Source organism: Fontisubflavum oceani, assembly GCF_030407165.1.
Lineage (GTDB): Bacteria > Pseudomonadota > Alphaproteobacteria > Rhodobacterales > Rhodobacteraceae > Rhodophyticola > Rhodophyticola oceani.
Genome location: NZ_CP129111.1, coordinates 2,312,019 through 2,329,285, shown reverse-complemented (window position 1 = coordinate 2,329,285; position 17,267 = coordinate 2,312,019). Strand labels below are relative to the sequence as shown.

Below are 17,267 nucleotides of genomic sequence, written 5' to 3'. Positions count from 1 at the left end.
GGGGCGCTGCCCCCAGACCCCCGGGATATTTGGGAAGCAGAGAAGAAGACGGACGGCCTAGGGCCCGAGCCGTTCTAACAAGGCGCCGGTGTTCAAGCCACTGATCGCGCCCGCGATATGGCCTCTCTCTCCGGCAAGGCGGGTCGCGCAGAACCCCTCGGCGACCGCGCCGGGGGCCTGTCGGATCAGGACCGAGGCGGTGAGCAAAACCGCGAGGCTTTCGGCGAACCAACGGGCCTCGGCCTCCTCGGGTCCCTTTGGCCAGCGTGCGTTGTGTGCAGCGAGGGCCGTATCATAATTGCGATCCGCGCCTTTGGCGGCCAATAACTCCACCGCGAGGGTCTCTCCGGCCAGTGGGTCTTTCGCCAAGCTGCGCAGGATGTCGAGGCAGATCACATTGCCCGAACCTTCCCATATCCCGTTGAGCGGCGCCTCGCGGTACAGCATCGGCAGGCCCGTCTCCTCGACATAACCCATGCCGCCCAGCCCCTCCATCGCCTCGACCACCACACGCGGGCAGAGCTTGTTGTTGAGGAATTTTGCCAAGGCGACAGCGATCCGGGCAAAGGCCCGATCCTCCGGCGTGTCGCCATCGAAGGCGCGGGCCACGCGCAGGCCAAGGGCCGTTGCGCCTTCCCAATCCAGCACCAGATCGGCCAAGAGGCTTTGCATCAGCGGTTGATCGACCAGCTTGCGCTGAAACGCGGTGCGATGGCGGGTCCAGTGATGCAGGTGATCCAGCGCCGCGCGCATCAAGCCCGCCGGCGCGATGGCGGTATCGAGCCGCGTGTGATGCACCATCTCGATGATCGCCTGCACGCCCCGGCCCTCTTCGCCGACCAGATAGACCAGCGCGCCGTGATATTCGACCTCCGCCGAGGCATTGGCGCGATTGCCAAGCTTGTCTTTCAGCCGCATCAGATGGATCGCGTTGCGCTCCCCCTCCAGCCAGCGCGGAACTAGGAAACAGCTTAGACCGCCCGGGGCCTGGGCCAGGGTCAGGAAACCATCCGACATCGGCGCGGAGCAGAACCATTTGTGTCCTGTCAACCGGTAGGCCTCACCATCCGGCTCCGCGCGGGTGGTATTCGCCCGCACATCCGATCCACCCTGTTTCTCGGTCATCGCCATACCAAGCGTTGCGGCTTGTTTATGATGGATCGGGGCCACGCGCGGGTCATAGGCGGGCGCGGTCAGTTTCGGCCTCCATCGCGCGGCCAGCGCCGGGCTTGCGGCAAGTGCCGGGACGGCGGCGTAGGTCATTGTCATCGGGCAGCAGGTGCCCGGCTCCACCTGCGAGTGTAGATAGACCTGCGCCGCGTGGGTCACATGGCTGCCGCCCGTCCACGGCCCGGCAGCGTAGCCGGCCTCGAGCCCAAGCGTCATCAACTGATGATACCCAGGGGAAAACCGCACCTCGTCCAGCCGACGCCCGCCAGGATCGAAGAGCTGCAAGTCCGGCGCGATCTGTTCGGCCTGCCGCGCCGCGTCCCGCATCTCTGCCCGGCCAAGCGCCGCGCCATATCCCGCCAGCACATCCTCATTCGCGCCAATCGCATGGGACCTCAACACCGCGTCGCTGGCCCAAAGATCGCGATCCCCGCGCGGTGGTGGCTGGTTGGTCACCTCATGATTTGGCAAATCCGATCTGGCATCCATCTCACACCTCCAACGCCATGATAGCGCAAAATCTTTTTGATTTCAGGGGATTCCCTTTTGATTCGAGATATGCGAATCTCCGCCATGCAGCCGCCCGGCAGAGGTGGCGCGATCTTGAGGCGGCAGAAGAGACTATGCAGAAAAAGCGCTCTCTTTCCGGATTGTTGATCCCGATGGCTCTCTTGTTCGTCGGGGCCTATTTCACCTTTGCCGCTGTGCAAGGGAATTTCGGCCTGTTCCATCGCATCCAAGTGGAGGCGGAGGCCGAAAGCCTGCGGATTGAACTGGCCGAGTTGCAAGCCGAGACCGCCGAGATGGAAATCCTGACCCGGCGCCTGTCGGATGATTATCTCGACCTCGATCTTTTGGATGAGCAAGCCCGCAGTGTATTGGGCCTGATCCGCGCCGACGAAATCGTCCTGCCCTAGCGCCCCCAAACTGACGCTTTGACGCAACGTTCAATTCGACTGGTGCATTTCCGCGAAACCTTTGCTATGGGTAGTTCAACGTTAAACTATCTGCCTTAGGCTGGAGGACCGCCCCGCATGGCCGCACGGAAGACAACGGCAAAAACTGCCGCAAAACCAAATGTTTCCGCCGAAGAACTGCTGGAATACTACCGCGAAATGCTGCTGATCCGCAGATTCGAGGAAAAGGCCGGACAGCTTTATGGCATGGGTCTGATCGGCGGGTTCTGCCACCTCTATATCGGACAAGAAGCCGTCGTGGTGGGTCTCGAAGCCGCTGCCGAAGAAGGCGACAAGCGCGTCACCTCCTATCGTGACCATGGTCATATGCTGGCCTGTGGCATGGACCCCAAGGGCGTGATGGCCGAACTGACGGGTCGCGAGGGCGGCTATTCCAAGGGCAAGGGCGGCTCCATGCACATGTTCTCGAAAGAGAAGCATTTCTATGGCGGGCATGGCATCGTCGGCGCGCAAGTGCCAATTGGTGCGGGCCTCGCTTTTGCAGATAAGTACAAAGAAAACGGGCGCGTGACCTTCACCTATTTCGGCGATGGGGCCGCGAACCAGGGCCAAGTCTATGAGACCTATAATATGGCCGAGCTTTGGGACTTGCCGGTGGTCTTCGTAATCGAAAACAACCAATACGCCATGGGCACCTCGACCAAACGCTCGACCAAATCGCCCTCTTATTGGGAACGCGGCGCGGCCTATGGCATCCCGGGCGAAGAAGTCGATGGGATGGATGTTCTGGCGGTGAAAGCCGCCGGTGAGAAAGCCGTCGCGCACTGCCGCGCGGGCAAGGGACCCTACATCCTGGAGATCAAAACCTACCGCTATCGCGGCCATTCGATGTCGGACCCGGCGAAGTATCGGACCCGCGAAGAGGTGCAGAAGATGCGCGAGGAACGGGACGCCATCGAACATGTGCGCGAGTTGCTGCTTCCAGGGCAAACATGCCTCGGAAGATGATCTGAAGGCGATCGACAAAGAGATCAAAGAGATCATCAACGAGGCCGCCGAATTCTCCAAAACCAGCCCCGAACCGGCGCTCGAAGAGCTCTGGACCGACATCTACGCCGACGCCTGAGGGAGACGACAGACATGGCAACCGAAATTCTCATGCCCGCGCTCTCTCCGACGATGGAAGAAGGCACTTTGGCAAAATGGCTGGTCAAAGAGGGCGACACCGTATCGTCCGGCGACATCATGGCCGAGATCGAGACCGACAAAGCCACAATGGAGTTTGAGGCCGTCGATGAAGGCGTGATCGGCAAGATCCTTGTGCCTGAGGGCACCGAAGGGGTGAAGGTCAACGCAGCCATTGCCGTTCTTCTAGAAGAAGGCGAGGACGCATCGGCGGTGCCAAGCCCGGCCACGCCCGCCGCAGAAGTCCCGGCGGCCGAAGCCCCTGCACCGACGCCTGTGGCCGCTGCACCGGCCGCGCCGGTCGCCGTCAAGTCGGTGGAGCCGGACTACCCCGCCGGCACCGAGATGAAACCCACCACAGTTCGCGAAGCGCTGCGCGACGCGATGGCCGAAGAGATGCGCCGCGATGAGACGGTTTATCTGATGGGCGAAGAGGTCGCCGAATATCAGGGCGCCTATAAGGTCTCGCAAGGATTGCTCGATGAATTCGGCGCCAAACGTGTGATCGACACGCCGATCACCGAACATGGTTTCGCCGGGATCGGCGTCGGCGCAGCCTTTGGCGGGCTCCGCCCGATTGTCGAATTCATGACGTTCAACTTCGCAATGCAGGCGATGGACCAGATCATCAATTCGGCGGCCAAAACGCTCTATATGTCGGGCGGTCAGATGGGCGCGCCCATGGTGTTCCGTGGCCCCAACGGCGCCGCCGCCCGCGTCGGCGCACAGCACAGCCAGGATTATGCGGCCTGGTATAGCCACGTACCGGGCCTGAAGGTCGTGATGCCCTACTCCGCCGCCGACGCGAAGGGTCTTCTGAAAACCGCGATCCGCGACCCGAACCCGATCATCTTCCTGGAAAACGAAATCCTCTATGGCCGCAGCTTCGATGTGCCGGTGCTGGATGATTTCACGATTCCCTTCGGCAAGGCCCGGATCTGGCGCGAAGGCACGGATGTGACCATCGTCAGCTTCGGCATTGGCATGCAATACGCGCTCGAAGCCGCCGACAAACTGGCCGAAGAGGGGGTCAGCGCCGAAGTTATCGACCTGCGCACGCTGCGCCCGATCGATTACGACACGGTGATCCAATCGGTGATGAAAACCAACCGCTGCGTGACGGTTGAGGAAGGCTTCCCGGTCTGCTCCATCGGCAATCACCTGTCAGCCTATATCATGACCCATGCGTTTGATTATCTCGACGCGCCGGTCCTGAATTGCACCGGGAAAGACGTGCCGATGCCTTATGCCGCAAACCTGGAGAAACTGGCGCTCACCACCACCGCCGAGGTGATCGAGACCGTCAAACAAGTCACCTATCGCTAAGCTCATGCAAGTCCTTGGCAAAGATAAACTGGAACAGGCCTACCGGGTGGTCGTCGATCTAGACGGCAAACCGGTGGAGGTCTTGGTCAGTGATGCGCTCCTGTCTTCGGAATATGCGCGCGATGCCAAGGTGAGCCACAGCGACGCTTATGAATGGATCGCCGCCAATCAACACGCCCTGACCGATGCGGTCCGCGTGTTGGCGGCCGGAAAACAACCCCGCGCGCCCCGTTTGATGCCCTGGCGCTCGCAGAGGAGAGTTAAGACATGCCCACCGAAATTCTGATGCCCGCCCTCTCGCCAACCATGGAAGAAGGCACGCTGGCCAAATGGTTGGTCAAGGAGGGCGACGAGGTCTCCTCCGGCGACCTTCTGGCCGAGATCGAAACCGACAAAGCCACGATGGAGTTCGAGGCAGTCGATGAAGGGGTGATCGGCAAGATCCTGGTCCCCGAGGGGACCGAGGGCGTCAAAGTGAATGTCGCGATTGCCGTTCTGCTCGACGATGGCGAAAGCGCCGATGATGTCGGCAGTGCGACGCCTGCCACCGTGCCGGAAGCGCCGAAGGCGTCTGACGCCGCGCCCGAGGTGGCACCCGCAGGGGGCTCCGAGAGCGCGGCCCCTGCCCCCGCCGCGCCCGCCGCCGCCGATGGCAGCCGGATTTTCGCCAGCCCGCTGGCCCGCCGCATCGCCAAAGACAAAGGCCTCGACCTGGCGCAGATCAAAGGCTCCGGCCCAAAAGGCCGGATCGTGAAAGCCGATGTGGAAGGCGCCACCGCCGCGCCGCAAGCCGCAGCCCCCGCCGCCAGCCCGGCGGCCGCCGCCGCACCCGCCGCCGCCATGGCCGCAGGTCCGGCCACCGAAACGATCCTGAAGATGTACGAAGGCCGGGAGTTTGAAGAGGTCAAACTCGACGGGATGCGTAAAACCGTCGCCGCGCGGCTTACCGAGGCGAAACAGACCATCCCGCATTTCTACCTGCGCCGCGACATTCAACTCGACGCGCTGCTGGCCTTCCGGTCACAGCTCAATAAGCAACTCGAAGCCCGCGGCACCAAGCTCAGCGTCAATGATTTCATCATCAAGGCCTGCGCCAATGCGCTGCAACAGGTGCCCGAGGCCAATTCGGTCTGGGCCAATGACCGCACGCTGCGCCTGAAGCCCTCGGATGTGGCTGTGGCCGTGGCGATCGAAGGCGGGCTCTTCACCCCGGTTCTGAAAGATGCCGAGATGAAGTCCCTCTCCGCGCTTTCCGCTGAGATGAAAGACCTCGCCACCCGTGCCCGGGAACGCAAATTGGCACCGCATGAGTATCAGGGCGGCAGTTTCGCAATCTCCAATCTCGGCATGTTCGGCATCGACAATTTCGACGCCGTGATCAACCCGCCGCATGGCGCCATCCTCGCCGTCGGCGCGGGCGTCAAAAAACCCATCGTTGGCAAAGACGGCGAATTGGCCGTGGCCACCGTGATGTCAGTCACGCTTAGCGTCGATCACCGGGTGATTGATGGCGCCCTTGGTGCCGAGCTTCTGCAAGCCATAGTCGATAATCTCGAAAACCCGATGGTGATGCTGGCCTGATACTGCGGGTCTTTTGGGGGAAAGACTTGTCAGAAAGAGGGGGCCGTGCGGATCGCGCGGCCCCTTCGCTTGCTAGGCCCGCGGCATCTCACCACTTGCCAACGCCACTGACGGCCCGCGCCGATGATCCCTGTCCCGGAAACGAACCGCCGCCCGCCGCACCCGTCTCCGGGAGAGGGTTTCGCAACCCATCACGCCTTGCGGCACCGCTTTGCGGGGAGGGCTTCGGCCGCGCGACTTTCGCTGACAGGCTGACGTGAAAAACGGAAAACCGCCGCTCAGATCAGCGTTCAATCGGCGGGCTACTTATAGACCGCCGGGCGTTTCTGCATGTGCGCCATGACGGTTTCAACTTGGTTCGGCGCCCCCATCAGATCGGCCTGAAGCCGCGCTTCCAGGGCCAGATCAGGCGCTACATCGCGGCCCCAAAGCGCATCCGCCAAGGTCTTTCCCGCCCGCACTGCATCCGGTGATTTCTCGGCCAATTCCTCGGCGAACTCGCGCGCCGCCGCCAGCGGATCCTCGGCGACACGCGTGACCAGCCCCTCGTCCAAAGCTTCCCTCCCCGACAAGACCCGGCCCGTCATAATCAGCGCCTTGGCGCGGTCCACCGGCATCAGACGCGGCAAGGACAGGCTGATCCCCATATCCGGGATCAAGCCCCATTTCGCCTCCATGATCGACAGTTTCGCCTCGGGCGCGGCGATCCGAAAATCGGCCGCAAGGGCGATCTGCATCCCGGCCCCGAAACACACGCCCTCAATCGCGGCAATGACCGGCACCCGCAGTTCTTGCCAAACCTGGGCCGGGCGTTGGAACCGGTTCGCAATGGCGCCATCCGGCGGCGCAACCATCTCGGCCTTCACCTCGTCCAGCCGACCGGCCATCTGCATCAACACGCCTGTATCCATCCCGGCGCTGAAATCTCCGCCCGCGCCGCTCAGAACAACCGCGCGCAGCCCCGGCTGATCTGCGAGCGCCTCGCCCGCCGCCGCCAGCTCCGCCAGAAGTTCCAGCGTCACCGCGTTTTTCTTCTCGGGCCGATTGAGCTGCACTTCGGCAACCGGACCGGTTTCATTGATGACAGAGACCAAAGCGCTCATGTGACCCTCTCTTGTGATGCGCCACTAGGGATCGCCATCCGCGCTGCCGGGTCAAGTGTAACGGCGCGTCGCCCTAGCGCCGGGCCGGACTTGGCCTGAGCCCGGCCCGCGCGCTCTCAACCACATCGGTGATGCGTTTCTCTCGCGTTGGCTGCGTCTTGGCGGTCTTGATCCACGCCAAGGTGCCACGCTTCACAGTGCGCGGCCATCCGTCCCAAACAGGGCGTAAGTCGCCAAGCGCCTCCGCCAAATCCTGCGGCACCTCCAGCCGTTCCACATCATCCAGGAAATGCCACATCCCGTTGGCTTCCGCCGCCGCGATTTTCGCCTCGCCCGCCGGCGTCATCCGCCCCTCGGCGCGCATCCGGGTGACGATCTCTTTGTTCACCGCCGACCAGGTCGAGTTCTCATCGCGCGGCGCGACCCGGTGCTTCATCCGGTCCGCATCCAGCGCCGCCACTTGCCCATCAACCCAGCCCCAACAGAGCAACTCCTCCACCGCCTCGTTCCACGGCAGATACTCGGGATGATGTTTCTTGTAAGTCGCCAGCCAGATCGAGGACGTGTTGGCATGATTGGCCTCAAGCCACGCCCTCAGCGCGGCCCGGCTCTTCACTGTGACAGTCTCCGTCTTACTCATGGGGTCACCTCGCGCCATGCACCGGGGGCCAAACCAGTCAAATCATAAGGTCCAATCGACCATCGGATCAGCCGCAGAACCGGCAGCCCGACATGAGCACACATCCGCCGCACCTGTCGGTTCTTGCCTTCGGTCAAGGTCAGGCGCAGCCAGCGATCGGTGACCGTCTTGCGAAAGCGGACCGGCGGATCACGCTGCCAAAGCCACTCCGGCACATCGGTGGCCGCGACGTGCGCCGGGCGCGTTTGCCCGTCTTTCAACGCGACGCCCGCTCGAAGCGCCTCCAGCGCCTCCGCTCCCGGCACACCTTCGACCAGCGCGTAATAGGTTTTGGGCATCTTGGCGCGTGGTGACGCGATCCGCGCCTGCAATTTCCCATTATCAGTGAGCAGAAGCAGCCCCTCGGAGTCCCGATCCAACCGCCCCGCCGCATAAACCCCTTTCGGCAGGCCGAACCCATCCAACCCAGGCCACCCCCTTCAGAGGTGAATTGGCTCAGCACATTCATCGGTTTGTTGAAGGCAATCAGCATGTTTCAGCCCCAGGGCACCTCAATGCGCCTCCGCCCAATTCGCCCCCTGCCCCGCATCGACCGTCAGCGGCACCGAGAGCTTCACCGCCGGATCGGCGGCGCCCTCCATCACCTCGCGCGCGGCACCGATCAGATCGTCCACCGCGCCGTCCTCGACCTCAAACAGCAATTCATCATGCACCTGCAGCAGCATCTTCGCGGGCAGCCCCTCAATCGCCGCCTCCATCCGGATCATCGCCCGGCGGATCACATCCGCCGCCGTGCCCTGGATCGGCGCATTGATGGCCGCGCGATAGGCGAAACTTGCCTTGGGGCCTTTGGCATTGATCTCGGGCGTATGGATTTTCCGGCCGAACAGCGTCTGCACATATCCATTTGTTTTCGCGAACTCTTTTGTCTCGGTCATATAGTCCTTGATGCCCGGGAAGCGCTCAAAATACCGGTCGATAAAGCCCTGCGCCTCGGCCCGTGGGATGCGCAGATTGCGCGCCAGGCCGAAGCCGGAAATCCCGTAGATCACCCCGAAATTGATCGCCTTTGCCTGGCGGCGCACATCCGGCGTCATCTCATCCAGCGGCACATTGAACATCTCAGACGCGGTGATCGCATGAATGTCCTGTCCCTCTTTGAACGCCTGTTTCAGCGCATCGATCCCGGCAATGTGCGCCAAGATACGCAGCTCGATCTGCGAATAATCAAGCGAGACCAGCGTCTTGCCGGGCTCCGCGATAAACGCCTCACGGATGCGCCGACCTTCCTCGGTTCGCACCGGAATGTTCTGCAAATTCGGATCGGTGGAGGCCAAACGCCCGGTATTCGCACCCGCAATCGAATAAGACGTATGCACGCGCCCCGTATCGGCATTGATATGGTCCTGCAAGGCATCGGTGTAGGTCGATTTCAGCTTCGACAATTGCCGCCAATCAAGCACACGCGCGGGCAGATCATGGCCTTGCGAGGCAAGGTCTTCCAAGACATCCGCGCCGGTGGCATACGCGCCGGTTTTGCCCTTTTTGCCCCCCTCCAAGCCCATCTGATCGAAGAGAATCTCGCCCAGTTGCTTTGGGGAGCCCACATTGAACGGCGTCCCGGCCAGGGCATGAATATCCGCCTCCAACCCCGCCATTTTCTGCGCAAAGGCGTTCGACATCCGGGAAAGCGTGTCGCGGTCGACCTTGATCCCGGCCATCTCCATCCGGGCCAGAACCGGCACCAGTGGGCGCTCCAAGGTCTCATAGACCGTTGTCACCTCGGCACGGTGCAGACCCGGCTTGAACTGCTGCCAAAGACGCAGCGTGATATCGGCGTCTTCGGCGGCATAGGGCGCTGCGTCCTCAATGCTGACATCGGCAAAGGTGATCTGCGATTTCCCGCTGCCGAGCAAAGACTTAATCGGGATCGGTTCATGGCCCAAATAGCGATCACTCAGGGTGTCCATCCCATGCCCATGATGGCCCGCATTCATCGCGTAAGACATCAACATCGTGTCGTCGATGGGTGCGATATCGACGCCATAGCGGGCCAAGATCTTCGCGTCGTATTTCATGTTCTGCCCGATCTTCAGAACAGACGTGTCCTCCAACATCGGCTTCAACGCGGCCAGCACATCGTCCAGCGGCAATTGCCCATCGGCCAGCTTCGCGCCGCCGAAGAGGTCATCGCCGCCTTCTTTGTGGCCAACCGGCACATAGCACCCCTCGCCCGCCGCCGTGGAGAGGCAGACGCCAACCAATTCGGCGGTCATCTCGTTCAGGCCAGTGGTTTCGGTATCCACCGCCACATAGCCCACCGCATGCGCCTTCGCGATCCAGGCCTCCAACGCGGGCATCTCCCGCACGATCTCATAGGCCGAAATGTCGAACGGTTTCACCTCGGGCGCGGCCTCTGTTACCGGCGCGGCGACCTCTTTGATCTCGGGCGCCTCGACGCCCATTTGCTCAGCAATCCGGCGCGTCAGCGTGCGGAATTCCATCTCAGCCAGGAACCCCATCAAGGCCTCCGGCTCCGGGTCCTTCACCTCCAAGCTCTCCAACGTCACATCAATCGGTGTCTCCGCATCCAGCGTGACCAGACGCTTCGAGAGCCGAATCTGATCGGCAAAATTGATCAGGGTTTCGCGGCGCTTGGGCTGTTTGATCTCTTCGGCACATTGAAGAAGTGTCTCCAAATCCCCGTATTCATTGATCAAAAGCGCCGCGGTCTTAACGCCGATCCCCGGCGCGCCGGGGATGTTATCCACGCTGTCGCCCGCCAGCGCCTGCACATCGATCACCTTGTCCGGGCCGACGCCAAACTTGGCCTCCACCCCCTCGCTGTCGATCCGCGCGTTCTTCATCGCGTCCAGCATCTCGACCCCGCCGCCGACAAGCTGCATCAGATCCTTATCGGAGGAGATGATGGTGCAGCGTCCTCCGGCGTCCCGCGCCTGGCGGGCGAGCGTGGCGATTATGTCATCGGCCTCATACCCCTCCAGCTCCAGACAGGCCAAGTTGAACGCTTTCGTCGCCTCCCGGGTCAGCGGGATCTGCGGGCGTAGATCCTCGGGCATCGCGTCGCGATTGGCCTTGTATTGATCATACATGTCGTTGCGAAAGGTATGTGAGCCCTTGTCAAACACCACTGCCGCATGGGTCGGCGCATCCGGGCCGGTATTCGACTCGATCATCTTGTGGATCATGTTGCAAAAGCCGCTGACCGCCCCAATCGGCAGCCCGTCCGATTTCCGGGTCAACGGCGGCAAAGCATGATAGGCTCGGAAGATGAAAGCCGAGCCATCGACCAGGTGAAGATGATGCCCTTTGCCAAATGCCATAGCTGCCTCCGGATTGCCGATGATCTGTTCTACCCCGCCGTCGAACCGGGTGCGAGCGGTGATTTGCGCCTCTGGGGCACGGTCGCGTCGGATCGGCCGTTCCGAGTTGCCCTTATTGGAGAGACACAATGCTGACCCGACTCGCGTCGATCCTGCTTGCCACTTTCACGGGGATGCCTGCCGTCGCCGATCTGGCCCTGGATCCACTGTGCCTGCCTCATGACGACCGAATGCGCAATTGCAGCCATCTGGTCGGCTGCCAGGCCAACGAGGTCGCGCTTGCCGGTCATCTTCGCGGGTGGGATTTCGGCAATATCAAAGCGACGATGTCAACCGGTGCGGTCTGTAACGGCATCCTTTACCCCGACCAGCCGATGATCTGGCTTCGATGTAGCAATGGGCAAACCGGTTCGATGTCGGTCTTCACCCGAGATCTGGCCACCGATGCGGTTGAGGCCTTCGGTACACTCGGCACGGCGCAGTTGGGCCTGCTGTTCGGCTCGAACATCGGGACATTCATCGAGAGGCGCCACGGGCAGGCCGTCTTTCAGTGCGGCGACCACCAAATCGATCTCGGCCTGGCCACGGAATAGGCTCTACCCGGCCACTGCTGTAGACGGCTTCAACGCCATTGACCGACAATGCAGCCTGCGGCGCCTGCGATAGGCAGCGTCAGTCTTTGTCGAGCTGATCCGCGAAATCTTCATGGATGTATTTCTTGTCGCAATAGCCGCATTCGGCCCAACCGACATCCTGCCCAATCTGCAACCAAACCCGCGGATGGCCAAGCGCGCCCTCGCCCCCATCGCAGGCCACGCGCCAGGTGCTTACCACTTCGGTTTCCGGGGCATCTTGGGTCATTTTGCTCGTCCTCACGCTTGTCGGGCCGTCCATCCCGTCATAAGTCCCGTTCATATTGCAGGTTGCCCGGCGTCGGGCAAGCCCAGCCAGCGGAGGCAAAATGTCAGGCAATGCGATTGAATTGACCGGGTTGCGCAAAACCTACGCGGCGGCCGGACGTGGCGCGGCGAAAGAAGCGCTCAAAGGGGTCGATCTGACGATTCCGCAGGGCTCGATTTTCGGACTTCTCGGGCCCAATGGTGCCGGCAAATCCACAATGATCAATATACTCGCCGGTTTGGTGACAAAATCATCGGGCAAGGTGAATATCTGGGGCTTCGACCAGGATGTGAACCCGCGACAGAGCCGGGCCGCGATTGGCGTGATGCCACAAGAGTTGAACCTCGATCCGTTTTTCACCCCGCGCGGCGCCTTGGAGGTCCAGGCCGGGCTTTACGGCGTGCCGAAAGCGCAACGCCGCACCGACGAGATTCTCGCGCTGATCGGCCTGGAAGACAAAGCCGAGGCCTATGCCCGGTCTCTCTCTGGCGGGATGCGGCGGCGGTTGCTCTTGGGCAAAGCCCTGGTCCACAGCCCGCAAATCCTGGTGTTGGATGAGCCGACGGCAGGCGTCGATATCGAGCTGCGGCAGATGCTCTGGGCCAATGTCCGCAAGCTGAATGAACAGGGGATGACAATCATTTTGACCACCCATTACCTGGAAGAGGCGCAGGAAATGTGTGACGAGATCGCGATCATCAACCATGGCGAGGTGATCGTCCGCGACCGTACCGAGACACTTTTGGCGCAGATGGATGCGAAGACTCTGGTGATTATGCCCGAGGGCGTCGCCGGTCCGGTTCAAACGCCCGACGGCGTGGAATGCAGTAAACGGGCCGATGGGGCGCTGGTGTTTTCCTATCGCCGCTCCACCGTCTCGGCCGATACGATCCTTCAAGCGGTGCGCGCGGCGGGCATCACGATCCGAGATGTGGCGACCGAGGAACCCAATCTCGAGGATGTGTTTGTCGAACTGACCTCTACCAAAGCGCCGGCGGCTTAATCTGCGAACAGGTGCGGGGTTTCGGCCAGTTTCCAGGCCGTCTCTTTTGTGCTCCGGAAAAAGCTCTGCAAAACCTCGGTGTTCTCATCTGTGCTGCGATCCTGACGCAGGCGCAGATGATTTGGGAACTCCGCTTCGCGAATGCGTGCCGATTCATAGTCGAACTCATAGCGCAATGTGGGCAAAATCCGACCGATAACTTCCGGCGGTGAATCGGGCGCCGCCAGCCCCACACGCTCCGCATGTCCGATCAAATATCGGTCATCGAAAGTGCACTGGATTTCCAACAATTTGGTATTTGCGCGATCCGAGGTAAAATCCCCAATGAGGTCTATATTATTGGGATCAAGACAGATCATCATCCGATCCGTGTTGTGATAATCGAACAACATCCGCATCAAGGCACGGCGATGCCGGTTGCGCTTCTCGAGCGTGCGTTCAATCCCGCCAAGATGGGGGACATCACACCCGGCTTCGTCAAAAAGATACTCGATCCCCGTTATACCGGTGGCCGCTTCGGCCGCGTGTAACAGCCGCTTGGCCACATGCCATTTCTTGCAGACGATCATCAGCAATTCGCGATCCTGGCCCAAGGTCGCCTCGCGCTCCCAGAACCGTGGTGCGAACCGCCGCCCGATCCGGCCCCGCCCCGTGAGGAAGCCGTGCAGCCGTCGACCATCGCCCGACAGCGCGAAATCGGTCTTGTCCGACGCCCAAAGCGCGCCCAATCGTTCTTTGAGGAAGGTCGCTTCGGGGCTGATTTTCCGGGCGAACAGGTAATCCTGGCTCAACAACAAATCGTAATGATCGTTGTAGAAGGTCACCGGCATCCCGTAATCGGAGAACATTTTGAAGGTCAACGACCGGGACTCGATCTCCACATCGGCCACAAGATGTCGCACGATGGTTTGAAAAAACGTCTCGTCGGGAATCCAGGTGGTGCGGAAAAATCGGATCACATCCGGCCGCTGTCGGCAGAATTTCAGCACCGCCTCAATCGTGCGCCGGCGCAGACACCACCACTGGCTGCCGATCATGATCTGGATATCTTCGGGGATTTTGCGCTCCAGCCCCAACCGCCGCTGCGTGTTGAACAGCGCATAAAACAGCCATTTATGCTTCCGCTCATTGACCAGATGGCGATACACCAAACGTTCCCGTTTGAAGCCGGTCTTGATCCAATCCGAGGTGAAGAAATCGAAGCTCTCGATATAGTCCTTATCTGCGCCGTCCAGGAATTTCTTGGCATAAGCCGCTGATTTCACGGACATACAATCGCCCGACAGCATGTAGAAATGCGTCGCTTTCGGGAACGCTGCCTCAGCCGCCTCAAGGGCATAGAGGCTGGCCTGCACCAATGACCACTCACCCCACCCGCATTTGATCCGCTTGCGGGCAAAGACCACGCCCGGATTGTCTGCAAGCGCCGATGTGATCGCAGCATAATCGGCTGGCTTGGCGCGCGCATCGAAATGGATCGACACATAATCGCCCGTCGCCGTCAGACGCTCCGCCTGCTGGATGATGGCAGGCGCATCCTTGTGACACAAAAGGATGAAGGCGATTTTTGCCATTTTCGAAACAGAGGCCTCAATCTTTCGGTATCGTTGTGCCACTAATGCCTAATAGCGGTTGAAGTAACCCTAGTTCTTTGCTTTTTCGGGATCAATCCGCGCGGTATAAAGCGTGCGACGTAGCGTAGGAGGTCCGAAAACATGGGTTTTCCGGGAACATGGATGACCGAAAGCGAAAGCGTGGTCTACCGCGTGGTGCCCAAATGCGCCTGCTCGACCATCGGTCAGATCATGTATTACTCCGACCAGGGCAAGTTCTTCGACGGCGACATCCATGACGCCAAGGACGGGCTGCATAAATGGGCCCTGGAGGACAGCCAGCCCAAGATTGAGGCGAATGTGAAGGGTCACAAATCCTACGCCTTCACCTGCGTTCGCAACCCTTACACGCGCATCCTATCCAGCTTCTTCGACAAAATCTGCGGCATCCAGCGCAACGGCAAACGCTATCGCGGCAATATGGTGCCGCTTCTGATCCAGAAATACGGGATCGAAGTGGGCGGCGACGACGGGAAGCAGGAGTTCGACCAGATCAAAAGCTTCCGCCGCTTCTTGCTTTTCGCGCGCGACACGATCCGCTGGCGCCGCCCGATGGACCCGGACATTCATTGGTCGGCCATGTCCGGCCATGTCTCGACCTTCATCGTCAATGGCGGGCGCTATGACCACATCTTCTGGACCGAGGCGTTCAATGACGGCATGCAAACGGTGATCGACGCGATCCCGATGGCCCATGAGGTGAAGCTCGACGGCGTCCCCCGATTCAACGAGAGCGAAGGCCACGGGCCCAAGCGGGCGCATCCGGTAGAAGAGTACTTCGACGATTTGTCGATGCATCTGGTCTATGAAATCTACAAACGCGATTTCCAACTCTTCAAATACGATTTCGAAGACCCGTCGAACAAAATGCCGATTGGTGAGATCGATCTGGACGAGGTGCATGCGAAATTGGGCGATTGATGACGGTCGTTTGCACCGCCCGTTAGGACGGTGCCGCGCCCGCCGCGCCAAGATTTCGCCTCTTACACCGGTCGCAAACGGGCGCGCGCTTGGGTGAAGGCTCCCGAATGGGGGCGTGAACCCAAGCGCCCCACCTCAAAGCCCGGCGGCCAGCGCGTCCGCAACCACAGCTTTGAGCTGCAACCCATCGATTTCAGCAAAGTCCAGATCACTGGTACCCAGATAGCTGTCTTGGTTCCGCGCGGTCCATCCATTGGTCGCAAGCCGATAGGTCCGGGCCGGGTCGATATCGAACGCGGCGGCATGAATGAAATCGCCGGTACGCTGGTCTAGACTGCCCGCCAAATGCTGGTTCGCCCGGGTCATGATCTGGGCCAGGACGTCGCCCCGCACCTCTGCAACGGCGATGGCACCGTCAAACCGGATAAAGGCGTCAAAGTCATACCGGGTCAGCGGACCCTCCGCCAAAGGCGCGCCAAATGTCGTGTGCCCCAGAACCGCGATGTCGGCCTCGCTTGCAGCGCGGACAGCTTCGGCCGCCAGAAGAATAGAATCCGCCAAATCCAGTGCGGCAGCACGCTCGGTGATCACCGCCATGTCGTCATCTGTCAGGTGTTCGGATTTGACCGCGGCGATCGCGGCGGCAAGCGCCTCATCTCCGCCCGATGGTGGCAAGGCCCGCATCTCGTGCGATAGCGATAGCCCGTCACCACTCCTGCGAATCCGGGTCACACCCAGATTGCGCGCCCAGGCCCCACCATGAAGATAGGTCCGTCCCTCCTCCTCATGGGTGAAGTCCAGATGATCATGCGCGCCCAGTGTGAGCGTACCCGCATCCAACCCCGGCAAGATGGACCGATCCGCCATGACGCCAGCATGGCTGACCAGAATGGGCAGATCCGCCCCGCCGGTGGCATCGGCAAAGGCATCTTGGGCAAATCCAACCGGATCAAGCAGGCTCAGCGTCTCCCGCGCGGGCTGGCGATAGACAAAGGGGTTGTCCGTACCGACGCCCATCATGGCAAGTGTCACGCCGCCCAGACCGATCCGGGTCGAAACCGGCGCGAAAAACCGGCCCGTGCGCCGGTCGACAAGGTTCCCAATCACCTCGGCACCGAGTTGGGTGGCGCGAGCGACGAAGACGCTCATATCGTCCAAAATCGCGGTTTCATGATTCCCAAGATTGATGACCAGCGGCAGTTCTGCGGCCAGGCTGGCCAAAAATGCCCAATCGGCACTCGCCCCGGACCGGGTCGCAGCCACATTGCCGCGCTCAAAGATGTCACCATTGATGACCATGGCAACCGGCGCATCCGCGCTGGCGACGATTTCCCGAACCGCTTGCAACAAGGCTGGCAGCCGGGCGTAAGGCGAATGCAAATCCGAGATGCTGAGCAAAATCGCGTCTGCTCCGCTGTCTTGCGCGGTCGCCATTGCAGGCAGACTTGCGGCCAATGGGGCCGCGGCAAGGGCCTTCACCACAAAACGGCGATCAAGGGCAACGGTCATCTGGGTCATCATAACTCTCCTAAGGCGCGACAATTCCGGACTTATTTGCCGGAGA

15 protein-coding genes and 1 pseudogene are annotated in these 17,267 nt (G+C 61.1%); 8 read left to right on the top strand and 8 right to left on the bottom strand.

Features of this window, described 5'->3' with window-relative positions:
* Positions 1-57 precede the first annotated feature (57 nt).
* Positions 58-1,659 (bottom strand): acyl-CoA dehydrogenase family protein, encoded by a 1,602-nt coding sequence (locus QTA57_RS11900; protein ID WP_290151636.1) that lies wholly within the window; start codon positions 1,657-1,659, stop codon positions 58-60.
* A gap of 173 nt (positions 1,660-1,832) precedes the next feature.
* Here QTA57_RS11900 and QTA57_RS11895 point away from each other — a divergent pair, with 173 nt between their 5' ends.
* The 5 genes and pseudogenes from QTA57_RS11895 (at position 1,833) to QTA57_RS11875 (ending at position 6,179) form a co-directional block, all read left to right on the top strand.
* Positions 1,833-2,087: an FtsB family cell division protein gene (locus QTA57_RS11895; protein WP_253261423.1), complete on the top strand. Its 255-nt coding sequence runs from the start codon at positions 1,833-1,835 to the stop codon at positions 2,085-2,087.
* A gap of 117 nt (positions 2,088-2,204) precedes the next feature.
* Positions 2,205-3,213, top strand: a pseudogene (gene pdhA, locus QTA57_RS11890) (pyruvate dehydrogenase (acetyl-transferring) E1 component subunit alpha).
* Positions 3,214-3,227: 14 nt separating this feature from the next.
* The gene (locus QTA57_RS11885; RefSeq protein WP_290151634.1) at positions 3,228-4,598 is read left to right on the top strand and encodes a pyruvate dehydrogenase complex E1 component subunit beta; all 1,371 of its coding nucleotides are present in this window, start codon (positions 3,228-3,230) and stop codon (positions 4,596-4,598) included.
* Positions 4,599-4,602: 4 nt separating this feature from the next.
* Entirely contained in the window at positions 4,603-4,884 is a 282-nt protein-coding gene (locus tag QTA57_RS11880) for a hypothetical protein (RefSeq protein ID WP_290151632.1), read from the top strand.
* Positions 4,866-6,179: a pyruvate dehydrogenase complex dihydrolipoamide acetyltransferase gene (locus QTA57_RS11875; RefSeq protein WP_290151629.1), complete on the top strand. Its 1,314-nt coding sequence runs from the start codon at positions 4,866-4,868 to the stop codon at positions 6,177-6,179. Before QTA57_RS11880 ends, QTA57_RS11875 begins: the two co-directional genes overlap by 19 nt.
* A gap of 302 nt (positions 6,180-6,481) precedes the next feature.
* On the opposite strand, the gene QTA57_RS11870 is transcribed toward QTA57_RS11875, so the two are convergent.
* The 4 genes from QTA57_RS11870 to polA form a co-directional block, all read right to left on the bottom strand.
* On the bottom strand, positions 6,482-7,282 hold the full coding sequence (locus QTA57_RS11870; RefSeq protein ID WP_290151626.1) for a crotonase/enoyl-CoA hydratase family protein: 801 nt from the start codon (positions 7,280-7,282) through the stop codon (positions 6,482-6,484).
* 73 nt (positions 7,283-7,355) lie between these two features.
* Positions 7,356-7,922 carry a YdeI/OmpD-associated family protein gene (locus tag QTA57_RS11865; RefSeq protein ID WP_290151624.1) on the bottom strand — a complete coding sequence of 189 codons (567 nt, stop codon included), beginning with the start codon at positions 7,920-7,922 and terminating at the stop codon, positions 7,356-7,358.
* Entirely contained in the window at positions 7,919-8,386 is a 468-nt protein-coding gene (locus QTA57_RS11860; protein ID WP_407933475.1) for a pseudouridine synthase, read from the bottom strand. Before QTA57_RS11860 ends, QTA57_RS11865 begins: the two co-directional genes overlap by 4 nt.
* 87 nt (positions 8,387-8,473) lie before the next feature.
* Positions 8,474-11,266 carry a DNA polymerase I gene (polA, locus tag QTA57_RS11855; protein ID WP_290151623.1) on the bottom strand — a complete coding sequence of 931 codons (2,793 nt, stop codon included), beginning with the start codon at positions 11,264-11,266 and terminating at the stop codon, positions 8,474-8,476.
* 128 nt (positions 11,267-11,394) lie between these two features.
* On the opposite strand from polA, the gene QTA57_RS11850 reads away from it, so the two are divergent.
* Entirely contained in the window at positions 11,395-11,859 is a 465-nt protein-coding gene (locus QTA57_RS11850) for a hypothetical protein (protein WP_290151622.1), read from the top strand.
* A gap of 79 nt (positions 11,860-11,938) precedes the next feature.
* Here the strand turns inward: QTA57_RS11850 and QTA57_RS11845 are convergent, their stop codons facing one another.
* Entirely contained in the window at positions 11,939-12,127 is a 189-nt protein-coding gene (locus tag QTA57_RS11845) for a zinc-finger domain-containing protein (RefSeq protein ID WP_290151621.1), read from the bottom strand.
* A gap of 100 nt (positions 12,128-12,227) precedes the next feature.
* On the opposite strand from QTA57_RS11845, the gene QTA57_RS11840 reads away from it, so the two are divergent.
* On the top strand, positions 12,228-13,169 hold the full coding sequence (locus QTA57_RS11840) for an ABC transporter ATP-binding protein (protein ID WP_290151620.1): 942 nt from the start codon (positions 12,228-12,230) through the stop codon (positions 13,167-13,169).
* On the opposite strand, the gene QTA57_RS11835 is transcribed toward QTA57_RS11840, so the two are convergent.
* On the bottom strand, positions 13,166-14,743 hold the full coding sequence (locus QTA57_RS11835; RefSeq protein ID WP_290151618.1) for a DUF5928 domain-containing protein: 1,578 nt from the start codon (positions 14,741-14,743) through the stop codon (positions 13,166-13,168). The two genes, QTA57_RS11840 and QTA57_RS11835, sit on opposite strands and share 4 nt — an antisense overlap.
* 141 nt (positions 14,744-14,884) lie before the next feature.
* On the opposite strand from QTA57_RS11835, the gene QTA57_RS11830 reads away from it, so the two are divergent.
* Complete coding sequence (locus QTA57_RS11830) at positions 14,885-15,703, top strand: sulfotransferase family protein (protein WP_171559030.1); 819 nt, start codon at positions 14,885-14,887, stop codon at positions 15,701-15,703.
* A 135-nt stretch (positions 15,704-15,838) separates the two neighbouring features.
* Here QTA57_RS11830 and QTA57_RS11825 read toward each other — a convergent pair whose 3' ends face one another.
* Positions 15,839-17,221: a 5'-nucleotidase C-terminal domain-containing protein gene (locus tag QTA57_RS11825; RefSeq protein ID WP_290151617.1), complete on the bottom strand. Its 1,383-nt coding sequence runs from the start codon at positions 17,219-17,221 to the stop codon at positions 15,839-15,841.
* Between the last annotated feature and the right edge of the window lie 46 nt (positions 17,222-17,267).